Source organism: Micromonospora sp. DT62, from assembly GCF_049847285.1.
Classification (GTDB): domain Bacteria; phylum Actinomycetota; class Actinomycetes; order Mycobacteriales; family Micromonosporaceae; genus Micromonospora; species Micromonospora reichwaldensis.
Genome location: NZ_JBNCOB010000040.1, coordinates 1 through 10,639, shown reverse-complemented (window position 1 = coordinate 10,639; position 10,639 = coordinate 1). Strand labels below are relative to the sequence as shown.

Sequence of the window (10,639 nt, the reverse complement as noted above, 5' to 3'; positions counted from 1 at the left end):
ACGCGAAGACTACTCGGCAGTAGGAGTAAGTGTGGAAGCACCGCCTGCCGCCACCCGGCACGTACTTTTCCTCAACTGGCGCGACACCCGGAACCCGGAGGGCGGCGGTTCGGAGGTGTACGTCGAGCGGATCGCCGGTGAACTCGTACGCCGGGGCCACCGGGCCACCCTGCTCTGCGCCACCCACTCCGCCGGCCCTGCCGAGGAGGTCACCGCCGCCGGCGTACGCGTGCTGCGGCGCGGCGGGCGGCACACCGTCTACCTGCGCACCGCGCTCGTCTACCTGGCCGGCGCCCTGGGCCTCGGGCCGCTGACCCGGCGCCGGGGCGGCCGCCCCGATCTGATCGTGGACGTCGGCAACGGCCTGCCCTTCCTGTCCGCCCTGTACGCCCGCCGGCCGGTCATCGCACTCGTGCACCACGTGCACCGTGAGCAGTGGCCGGTGGTGCTGGGCCGCTGGCTGGCCGGCTTCGGCTGGTGGGTCGAGTCCTGGCTCGCCCCCCGCGTCTACCGCCACTGCCAGTACGTGACCGTCTCGGCGGCCACCCGGCGGGAACTGGCCACGCTCGGCATCGACCCGTCCCGGGTCGCCATCGTGCACAACGGCACCCCCGACATGACGGTGGGGCCGGTGCCGCGCACCCCGCAGCCGTCCCTGGTGGTGCTCGGCCGGCTGGTGCCGCACAAGCAGGTCGAGCTGGCCCTGCACGCGGTTGCCGGGCTCACCGGCGAGCTGCCCGGGCTCACCCTCGTGGTCGCCGGCCAGGGCTGGTGGGAGCCGCAGCTGCGCCAGCTCGCCGAGGAGTTGGGCGTCACCGACCGGGTCCGGTTCACCGGCTTCATCAGCGACGCCGAGAAGCGGGAGCTGCTGGCCAGCGCCTGGGTCGCCCTCACCCCCTCGCTCAAGGAGGGCTGGGGGCTGACCATCGTGGAGGCCGGGGCGGTCGGTACGCCGACGGTGGCGTTCCGTGGTGCCGGCGGTGTCGAGGAGGCGCTCGTCGACGGCGAGACCGGCCTGCTCGCCGACAGTGTCGACGACTTCGTCGCCAAGGTGCGGCTGCTGCTGACCGACGACGCTCGGCGCACCGCGATGGGCACGGCGGCACGGGCGCACGCGGCCCGCTTCACCTGGTCGATCTCGGGCGAAAAATTCGCGGCCCTCGTGACGAGGGCCGCGAACGTTCGGAGCGTGGTGCCGGCGGAGCAGATGGAACCGGTGGAGCCGTCCTACCTCGTGCCGTAGACCAGCGGCTTGTTGGCGCCGCCGCCACCGCCGTCCGAGCTGGTCCGCGCGGCCTGCTCGGCCTTGGCGGCCTCGGACGACGAGGTGCCGGTGAGGGTGGTGGCAAGCGCCACCGACCCGAAGACGCCGAGAGCGACCGCGATCACTCCGGCGAGAACCAACGAGAGAGCACTGCGCATGGTGCTGACTTCCTCCTCGTGAGCTGCGTGCGCGGGACGTTACCACCAAGTAGCGTCGGTGGGGAGGGCCGCGAGGACGATCGATTCCGGCCTGGCGGCGGGAACCCTCGGCAGCTCACCGCGCACCGGGGCCCCGCGCGGTCGGGTTCTCGTACAGGGTCAGGTCCTCGCCCGCGTACACCTCGCGGAGCCCGACCAGCGTCGCCGGGTCCGTCCGCTGCCCGCCGGCCACCCGTTGCACCACCACCCAGCGCACCCCGGTCGCCCGCACGGGGGCACCGGAGTCGAGCACCCGCCGCACGTGCGCGACGCGCCGGTTCTCCCCGCTCACCTCGCTCGTGCCCACCCAGAGCGTGTCGTCGACCAGGACCTCGGCGTCGACGTAGCGGGGCAGCGGGTCGAGCGCCGTCCGGCCGCCGTTCCACGGATAGGCCCGGTAGGAGCCCAGCGGCAACGAGAGCACCTCGCCCGGCTGGCCGTCGAGGCGGGCGGCGACGGCGTCCCAGTCCGCCGGATAGGCCACCGGCCGCAGCCGGCCGGCCGCGCCGAACGCCAGGTCCGGCAGGACCACCACCGGCAGCGCCAGCGCCCCGGCCAGCACCGCGCCCGCGCCGGCCCGCCCCACCCGGCCAGCCGACCCGGCCAGCCGTTCCGCGCCGAGCGCGAACCCCACGGCCACCAGCAGGGCGTACGGAACGAGGAACTTCTGCCCGTCGCGCAGCACCCCGGCTCCCGGCACCGTGGCCACCAGCCACTCCAGCGACGCGCCCAGGCCGGGCAGCACGCCCAGCGCGGCGAGCAGGAATCCGCCGGCCGCCAGCAGGGCCAGCCGGTCGCAGAACCCGTCCGCCCACCGGCGGCGCAGCGCCCGGTAGCCGAGGACCGCCAGGGCCAGCACGACGGCGGTGGCCAGCGGCGCCAGCGGGGACGACCGGCTCACCGGTGTGGTCTGCGCGTTCCAGATCCCGCCCGTGCCGGCCAGGGCTCCGAGCGCTCCGCTCCAGTTCTCCGCCCGCGCCGCGAACGCCGCCACCCCGTCGGGGTCGGTCCGGGCATCCGCCCCGGTCAGGGCGGCCGCCACCAGCCAGGGCGCGTTCAGCAGCAGCACCACCGCGATCGCGATCGCGCCGACCCGGCCCCTGCCGCGCCGCGGCACCAGCACGACGGTGGCCGCCAGGGCGATGAGGCCGCCGGTCGGGGTCACCGCGGCGAGGGCGGCCGCCAGCACCAGCAGCGGCAGCGCCCGCCGTCCACCGGCCCGCAGCCGGATCACCGCCAGCACCAGCCAGGGCAGCGACGCGTACGCCAGGAGCAGACCCCAGTGCCCGATCAGCAGCCGCTCCGCCAGGTAGGGCGTCCACGCGTATCCGACGGCGGCCACCAGCCGGGTGACCGGGTGCCGGGCCGGCACCAGCAACCCGGCGCCGACGGTCGCGAGCAGCAGCACCGCGACCAGCGCCAGCCGCTGCACCAGCCACCCGGGCACCGCCTGGCTCGCCAGCGACACCAGGGCGTCCAACGGCACCGCCCGTGGCAGCGAGTCGGACGGGGCGACGAGTTCGGCGCGCCACGGCTGGTGCGGCACGAAGACCATGTCGTAGCTGAGCACGTAACCGGGTGCCGCCAGCGGAGCCAGCACCAGCAGGGTGACGGCCAGCCCGAGCCCGACGAGCATCGACCTCTCCCGCAGGGTTGACCTCCTCATTACGCTGACCGGGCGTGGCACCGGCGTGGCGCCACTGTACGCGCGCCCGTTGCACAGCCGGGAGTGCCGGCGACACGGGACGGTTGATGGGTACGGATTCGGAAAAGCCCGGCCGGGCGACCGGGCTCGGCACCGCCGGCGTCGCGGTGACGCTCGCCGGCGTGTTCGTCAACGGGTTGGCCTACGGGGTGCCCGTCCTCGGTGCGCGGCACCTCGATCCGGCGCAGCTGAGCGCGCTGGCCACGCTCCTGGCACTGGGTGCGATCGGTGGCGTGGCCAGCACCGGGCTCCAGATCGCGGTCGCCGTGCACCGGGCCCGGCACGGTCGCGCCGCCACCGCCCGACCGACCCTGCTCACGGTGCTCGTCACCGCCGCGCTGCTCGCCCTGACGCTGCCGGTGGCCGCCGTCCAGCTCCGGCTGGCCGCCCCGGCGGTGCTGCTACTCGGCGTGCTGACCGTGGCGGTCGTGGCGGCCGGCCGCTGGCTGGGCGAGTTGCAAGGCGACCAGCGGTTCCTGCGTCTCGCCGTCGGCATGGCGCTGCTCGGCGCCGGTCGCTACGGGGGCATGGTCGCCGGGCTCTCGCTCGGCGGCGGGCTCACCGGGTCGCTGCTGGCCGGCGCGCTCACCTCGGTCCTGGTGCTGGCCCTGCTGGTGCGCCTCAACCGGGGCGCCGGCATCGACCCGGCCGTGCCCTCCCTCGCCACGCGGACGGTGCTCACCGCCAGCGGCGCCACCCTGGCGATGCTGGTGGTCTCCTACGCCGACCTCCTGCTCGCCCGCCGTTTCCTGCCGCCGGACGTCTCTGGCACCTACGCCGTCGGCACGGTACTGACCAAGGGGGCGCTGTGGGCGCCGCAGGTGGTGACCGTGATCGCGCTGCCCCGGCTCGCCAGGGGTGACCGGCGCGCCCTGGTCGCCGCGCTGGCTCTGGTCGCCAGCGCCGGGGCGGTGCTGGTGCTCGGCTCGGCGCTCGCAGGCGGGCTGGCCTTCCGCCTGGCCGGCGGTCCCGACTACGCCGCAGCCGGTCGTTACGCGCCGCTCTTCGCCGCCACCGGGGCCCTGTACGCGGTCGTGTTCATCCTGGTCAACGCCCGGGTCGCGGCGTCGGTCCGGTGGCCCGCCGCTCCGCTGTGGACGTCCACGGTGATCTTCGTGGCCGCCGTCGCGACCGTCGTGCCGCGGACCGTCGCCGGGATCGCCGGGGCCGCCCTGGCGACGGCGGCGGCCACCGCCGTCGCCATCGGATTCCTGACATTGGCCCACGAACGGGGCAGCAGGTCGAAACACACCCGTACGGCCACTACCACCCAAGCGGAAGGACATGTCACAGTGCGGGACGGATAACCAGGAGACGGGGGTTTCTGGTGAGCGTCAGCACGCCCACGACCGGGTCCGGTCCAGGGAAGGCCCGCACCCACGCCCGCTGGTTGCTCGTTCTGTACGCCACCGCGCTGGTGCTCAGCCTGACGGCCGGCGTACCGGGCCGGGCTCGGGCCGAGGGCGGCATGTCGGCCGACCGGCTCACCGCCCTCTTCGAGCGTTACGGCGACACCTCCGGCCGTTGGAACGGCGCCGACCGGACGGCCTCGGTCCGGCTCCCCGACGGCCGGCTCCTCTGGCTCTTCTCCGACACGTTCCTCGGCCCCGTGGGCCCGGACGGTTCCCGCCCCCGCACCGCGTCGTTCATCAACAACTCCGCCGTGGTGCAGCAGGGCGACGAACTGCGCGAGACGGTGCACGGCGGCACCGCCGAGGACCCCGCCTCGCTCGTACCACCGCCGGCCGCCGACCAGTTCTACTGGATCGGCGACGCCCAGGTCGTGGACGAGACCCTCCAGATGCTGGTCAACCGCTACCGCCGGACGGGCGACGGCCCGCTGGACCACATCCTGCTGGGCACCTCGCTGGCGACCTTCGCACTGCCCGGCATGACACCCACCGCAGTCCGGCCGCTGCCGCTGGGAGAGCGCATCTCGTGGGGCTCCAGCCTGCTCCGCGATGGCGGACACACCCTGATCTACGGCACCGAGGCGAGCGGCGAGACGAAGTTCGCTCATCTCGCCCGGGTCGCCGGGACCGACCTGAACGGCCCGTGGGAGTTCTGGACGGGCACCGACTGGGCGCCCACGGCAGACCGGTCCGCCCGCATCCTCAGCGGGGTCGGCACGTCGTACGGGGTGCAGCGGGTCGGTGACCGCTACGTGCTCGTGACCCACGAGAACAACCTGGTGTTCAGCGCCGACGTGGTGGCGTACACGGCGGGTGGGCCGACGGGTCCGTTCGAGGGGCCGGACTACCTGCACCGCGCGCCCGAGACCGACGCCGGGCATCTCGTCTACGACGCCGACCTGCACCCCGACCTGGCTCGTCCGGGCAAGCTGCTGATCTCCTACAACGTCAACAACGTCGACGACGCCGTCACGTACGCCGACGCCGGCCTCTACCGGCCGCGCTTCGTCGAGGTCGACTGGCCCCGCCCCCGGCCGGACCGGGCCGACGTGCCGCCGGCGCCGGCGGCACTGACGGCCGAAGCGCGGGGCGCGGGCAACGCCGAGCTGCGGTGGCGTCCCGTCCCGGCCGATGACGAGCTGCGCTACCTGGTGCACCGCCGGAACGTGACCGCCGGGCAGACCCACTTCGTGCGGATCGGCGAGCCGTCCGCCGAGCCCCGCTCCTCGGCCGACTTCCTGGTCGACGGCCACGAGTACGAGTTCCGGGTGACCGCCGTCGGTCGGCGGGGCGAGGGCCCTCCCTCGCCGGTGGCGCGGATGACCGCCACCGTGCCGCCGCCACCGCCGCCGAGCGGGGTGCGGGCCGAGGCCGGCCGCACCGGGGACGTCGCCGTGCACTGGGAGCCGGTGCCGTTCGTCCAGGTGTTCCGGCTCTACCGGCGCGACGTCACAGCGGGGCAGCGGGAACCGGCCCTCGTCGGCACGTTCACCGGCACCAGCGCCACCGTCGGCTCGCTGTGGCACGCCCGGACGTACGAGTTCACCGTCGTCGCGGTCGGCGGCGGCGGGGACAGCCCGCCCTCGACGCCCGTCCGGGCCACCGCATCGGTCAGCCCGCCGGCCGCGCCGGCCCGACTGACCGCACAGGCCCAGCCGGACGGCGACATCCGGCTGGGCTGGGCCAACCTCGGTCCCGGCGTCTCCTACCGGGTCTACCGGCGCGACCTGACGGCGGGCCAGAGCCGACCCGGCTCGCCCGCACTCGAGAGCCGGCCGAGCCACCTCGCCCGCCACCTTGAGCACGGCCACGAGTACGAGTTCACCGTCAGCGCGGTGGACCGCGACCGCGACGGACCGCCTTCCCCGCCGGTGCGGGCCCGGGCGACCTTCAGCGCGCCGAAGGTGGTGCCGACCGACCTGCGGGTGACGAAGGTCGGCACGGGCGAGGTGGAGCTGACCTGGCGGTCGGCCAGTCCCGGCGGGTGGCACCGCGTCTACCGGCGGGACCTCACCGCCGGGGAGCGGGAGTTCACCGAGGAGGAGGTGCCCGTGCAGGGCACCGAGGCCACCATCCGCCAGCTGCGCAACGGACACGAGTACGAGTTCGTGGTCGCCGCGGCCAACCAGGCTGGTGCCGGGCGGCAGAGCAGGCCGGTCCGGGCCGTCCCTCGGCTGCCCACGCCGGCCGGGCTGGCGGCGACGTCGGCCGGCAACGGCGAGGCCCGACTGAGCTGGCGTCCGGCGGGGCCTGGCCTCGCCTACCGCGTCCAGGTCCGCGACGTCACGGCCGGCGGCGAATGGCGGACGGACCCGGTGCCGGTGGGCGGAACGGACTTCACCGCCGTACTGCTGGTCCGCGGGCACCGCTACGAGTTCCGGGTCGCCGCCACCGACGGCATCGACACCGGCACGCCGTCCGCGCCGGTCGCCGTGCTCGTCCGCTGAAACACCGGCGGTGACCACGTCGCACTGGAGGAGCTGGCCCGGTCAGGCCCCGGCCGCCAGCCAGGAGTGCAGCAGGTGGTGATCGATCGAGTCGGCGCGGCCCAGCGGCCGTCCGGCGGCCGCCCGCTGGCGCAGCTCGTCCCGGGTGAACCAGCGCGCCTCCAGCAGCTCCTCGCCGTCCACCCGCACCTCCTCGGACGCGGCGGTGGCCCGGAAGCCCACCATCAGGCCGGCCGGGAACGGCCACGCCTGCGAGCCCACGTACGCCAGGTCCGTCACCGTCACCCCGGCCTCCTCCGCCATCTCCCGCCGGACGGCGTCCTCCAGGCTCTCGCCCACCTCGACGAAGCCGGCGAGCGTCGAGTACGCCCCCTCGGGCGCGCCCGCGTGCCGGGCCAGCAGGCAACGGTCGGGAACGCCGGGCGCCTCGATCAGCACGATGACGGCCGGCTCGATCCGGGGGAAGAGGAGCCGGCCGCAGTCCGCCCGCGCGCACGACCGGACGTGTCCGCCGCCCCGGGCGACGGTCGACGCCCCGCACGTGCCGCAGAAGCGCTGCTGCCGGTGCCAGTGCAGCAGCCCCCGCGCGTACGCCTGGACGGCCGCCCCGGCCGGGTCGAGCCGGCCGACCAGCGCCCGGACGTCCACGGCGGCGCCCGCCTCCGCCACCTCGACGGCGGCGGCCTCGGGCAGCCCGGAGAGGTCGACGGCGAAGACGGCCGAGCCCTCGTCCATGCCCAGGAAGACGGTCTCGTCGGCGACGGTGAGCGCCTTGGCCGCCCGTTCCCCGGTCAGCCGCACCGGCACGTCCCCCGTGACCAGGCAGCGGTCCCGCCAGAGCGGCAGCAGGGTGCTCGCCGGGTCCGCCAGCAGGGCGGCGAGCCGTTCCGGGTCGGTACGCAGCTCCCCCGCCCGGTCCAGCCAACCGCCCCCGTACGCCAGGACCGCCTCGTCCACTCCCATGGTCCCTACCGTGTCATGCCCGCCGGCCCGCCCGACGACCGGCCGGTGTCCCCCGACACGCCGGGCGACATGCCGCGACGCGAAGGGTGGGGCGCTGGCTCCCGACCCGCCGGGGCGCCGGTTACCGTAGGTGTCTTCCGGGCGGAGGTGCGCTCCTCCCGTTGTGGTACGTCCGATCGAGGTGACCGTGACGCTGTACGGCGAGAAGACTCCACCCGCCGACGACCGGCCCACCGTGCAGGTCAAGGCTGTGACCTGGCCCGGTGACGAGCCGGAGCCGGTCGCGCCGGCGGGCAGGCCGGGCGGGTCACGGTCCCGCCGGGTCCGCCTGCTGCTGGCCGCCGGGGCCGCCACGGCGGTGCTGGCGTCCGTGGCGGGGGCGGGCGCCTACGCGTACGCCGGTGACGTGCCGCGCGGGACGACGGTGCTCGGCGCGGAGCTGGGCGGCCGGAGCCGCGCGGACGCCGCCCGGGAGCTGCGGACGGAGCTCGAACGCCGCGCCGCCGCGCTCAACGCCCCGCTGTCGGTACGCGTCGGCGAGCGGACCGCCACGATCGACCCGGCCACCGTCGGCCTGGCGGTCGACGTCGACGCCACCGTGGCGGCGGCGGCCGAGGCCGACGCGCACGCCGTCGACCGGCTCGTGGGATCCCGGGCGGTGCAGCCGGTGGTGACCGTGGACGCCGCCCGGCTCGACGCCGCCCTCGAGAAGGTCGTCGGCGACCAGGGCCGGAAGATGACCATGCCGGCGATCACCTGGAAGGGCAGCACGCCGAAGGCGGTGCACCCGAAGCCCAGCCTCGCCCTTGATCCGGCACGCTCCGCGCAGGTGGTACGGGAGGGCTGGCTCGCCGGCCAGCCGGTGACCGTGCCGCTGATCGAGACCCACCCCGCGACCACCGCCGAGGAGGTGGACCGGCTGGTCGCCGAGCTGGCGAAGCCGGCCGTCGCCGCCCCGGTCACGCTGACCACCGGCAAGGGCTCGGTGCAGATCCCGCCGAAGGCGATCGCGAGGAGCCTCCGGTTCACCGCCGACAAGGCCGGCAAGCTCACCCCGCAGGTCGACGTGAAGCGGCTGCGGGCCGCGCTCGGCGACGACCTGGCCGCGATCGAGGTGCCGCCGAGGGACGCCCGGATGACCATCTCCGGCGGCAAGCCGAAGGTCGTCGACGGCAAGCCCGGGCAGCAGCTCGACAGCGCGGCCCTCGGCCGCGACCTGCTCGCCGTCCTGCCGAAGGCGGACGACCGGAAGGTCACCGGCGAGCTGAAGCCGGCGGAGCCGGAGCTGACCGCGGCGAAGCTGGCCGGGTTGGGCATCAAGGAGCGGGTCTCCACCTTCACCACGCACTTCACCGGTGGGCTCTCCTCGCCGCGCAGCCAGAACATCGTCACGATCGCGAAGGACGTGGACGGCACGGTGGTGCTGCCCGGCGAGACGTTCTCCCTCAACGGGCACACCGGCGAGCGCGGCTACGCCCAGGGCTACCGGGACGCCCCGGTCATCCTCGACGGCAAGCTGGTCCCGGGGGTGGGCGGCGGCACCTCGCAGTTCACCACGACGCTGTTCAACGCGACGTACTACGCCGGGCTGGAGGACGTCGAGCACAAGCCGCACTCGTACTGGTTCAGCCGGTATCCGGCGGTCATCGAGTCGACCATCTTCTGGCCGGACCTCGACTTCAGGTTCCGCAACAACACGGAGCACGGCGTCCTGATCGACACCTCCTACACGTCGAGTTCGATCACCGTGTCGATCTGGAGCACGAAGATCTGGGACAGCGTGAAGACCGAGTACACCCCGCGCCGCAGCATCACCCAGCCGAAGACGGTCTACCTGGAGCCCGGCCCGACCTGCATCCCGGCCGGCGGCAGCCAGGGCTTCACCCAGGACGCCTACCGGGTGTTCAAGAAGGACGGCAAGGTCGTGAAGCGGGAGAAGTTCACCTGGCGCTACTCCGCCGAGCCGCGCTTCATCTGCGGTCGCGAGCCGTCCTGACGGCCGCCTGACTCCCGCTCGGAGAAGCCCCGCCGGCCACGTCGCCGGCGGGGCTTCCTCCTGCGGTACGCACACCGCGTCACGGCCCTCGTGGAGGTGCCGAACACCGTCGCTACGCCCGTGCCCGCGCAACCGGTGTCGGTGTCGGTGCCGGTGTCGGCGTCGGTGTCGGCGTCGGTGTCGGCGTCGGTGCCGGTATCGGTGCCGGTCCACTGCATGCCACCGCCGACGACCGCGGGCCACCCGCGCTGGTCGGCCAGCGAACGCAGGGCCCGTGCGCAGATCACCGGCCAACCCCTGGCCGCGCAGGTCGGGGCGAACCTGGGCGGCCATCGCCACCAAGGTGTCGGGGCCCTCGCCGTGGTCGTGTCCCGCCGAGACCGTGCCCCCGTGAGTCGGTGTATCCCTCGGGGATCTGCTCCGGCAATCGGGCCTTGGCGGGGTTGGTGGCGGCGGAGCGCGACGGGCGGCTGCTCGTGAGCCGCGAAAAGGTCCGTAACGCAGTTCAGGGCCACCCCTTGCGGGGTGGCCCTGAACTGAAAGATTGTCCGGCGGTGTCCTACTCTCCCACACCCTCACGAGTGCAGTACCATCGGCGCTGGAGGGCTTAGCTTCCGGGTTCGGAATGTAACCGGGCGTTTCCCCTCCGCCATGA

Annotated in this window: 6 protein-coding genes, 1 rRNA gene and 1 pseudogene; 4 read left to right on the top strand and 4 right to left on the bottom strand. The window is 74.6% G+C overall.

What is annotated here, in order from left to right:
* The first annotated feature begins 31 nt into the window (after positions 1-31).
* On the top strand, positions 32-1,243 hold the full coding sequence (locus ACPXCB_RS30415; protein ID WP_425879459.1) for a glycosyltransferase family 4 protein: 1,212 nt from the start codon (positions 32-34) through the stop codon (positions 1,241-1,243).
* Here the strand turns inward: ACPXCB_RS30415 and ACPXCB_RS30410 are convergent.
* Complete coding sequence (locus ACPXCB_RS30410) at positions 1,228-1,422, bottom strand: hypothetical protein (protein ID WP_132238409.1); 195 nt, start codon at positions 1,420-1,422, stop codon at positions 1,228-1,230. The genes ACPXCB_RS30415 and ACPXCB_RS30410 overlap by 16 nt on opposite strands.
* Before the next feature lie 139 nt (positions 1,423-1,561).
* Positions 1,562-3,127, bottom strand: a pseudogene (locus ACPXCB_RS30405) (hypothetical protein); the annotation flags it as partial.
* A gap of 86 nt (positions 3,128-3,213) precedes the next feature.
* Between ACPXCB_RS30405 and ACPXCB_RS30400 the strand changes: the two are divergent.
* Together ACPXCB_RS30400 and ACPXCB_RS30395 are read left to right on the top strand one after the other, a co-directional pair.
* On the top strand, positions 3,214-4,473 hold the full coding sequence (locus tag ACPXCB_RS30400; protein WP_425879457.1) for a polysaccharide biosynthesis protein: 1,260 nt from the start codon (positions 3,214-3,216) through the stop codon (positions 4,471-4,473).
* Between the two features lie 20 nt (positions 4,474-4,493).
* Complete coding sequence (locus ACPXCB_RS30395) at positions 4,494-7,025, top strand: DUF5005 domain-containing protein (RefSeq protein WP_425879456.1); 2,532 nt, start codon at positions 4,494-4,496, stop codon at positions 7,023-7,025.
* Positions 7,026-7,067: 42 nt separating this feature from the next.
* On the opposite strand, the gene nudC is transcribed toward ACPXCB_RS30395, so the two are convergent.
* Positions 7,068-7,988, bottom strand: a complete 921-nt coding sequence (gene nudC, locus ACPXCB_RS30390) for an NAD(+) diphosphatase (protein ID WP_425879454.1) — start codon at positions 7,986-7,988, stop codon at positions 7,068-7,070.
* A gap of 181 nt (positions 7,989-8,169) precedes the next feature.
* On the opposite strand from nudC, the gene ACPXCB_RS30385 reads away from it, so the two are divergent.
* Positions 8,170-9,984 (top strand): VanW family protein, encoded by a 1,815-nt coding sequence (locus ACPXCB_RS30385; protein WP_425879452.1) that lies wholly within the window; start codon positions 8,170-8,172, stop codon positions 9,982-9,984.
* A 546-nt stretch (positions 9,985-10,530) separates the two neighbouring features.
* Here ACPXCB_RS30385 and rrf read toward each other — a convergent pair.
* Positions 10,531-10,639 (bottom strand): 5S ribosomal RNA (rrf, locus tag ACPXCB_RS30380); the annotation flags it as partial.

Excerpts from the sequence above, each read along its gene's own strand:
- ACPXCB_RS30410 (WP_132238409.1), bottom strand. The coding sequence starts at position 1,422 with ATGCGCAGTGCTCTCTCGTTGGTTCTCGCCGGAGTGATCGCGGTCGCT.
- ACPXCB_RS30400 (WP_425879457.1), top strand. The coding sequence starts at position 3,214 with ATGGGTACGGATTCGGAAAAGCCCGGCCGGGCGACCGGGCTCGGCACC.
- nudC (WP_425879454.1), bottom strand. The coding sequence starts at position 7,988 with ATGGGAGTGGACGAGGCGGTCCTGGCGTACGGGGGCGGTTGGCTGGAC.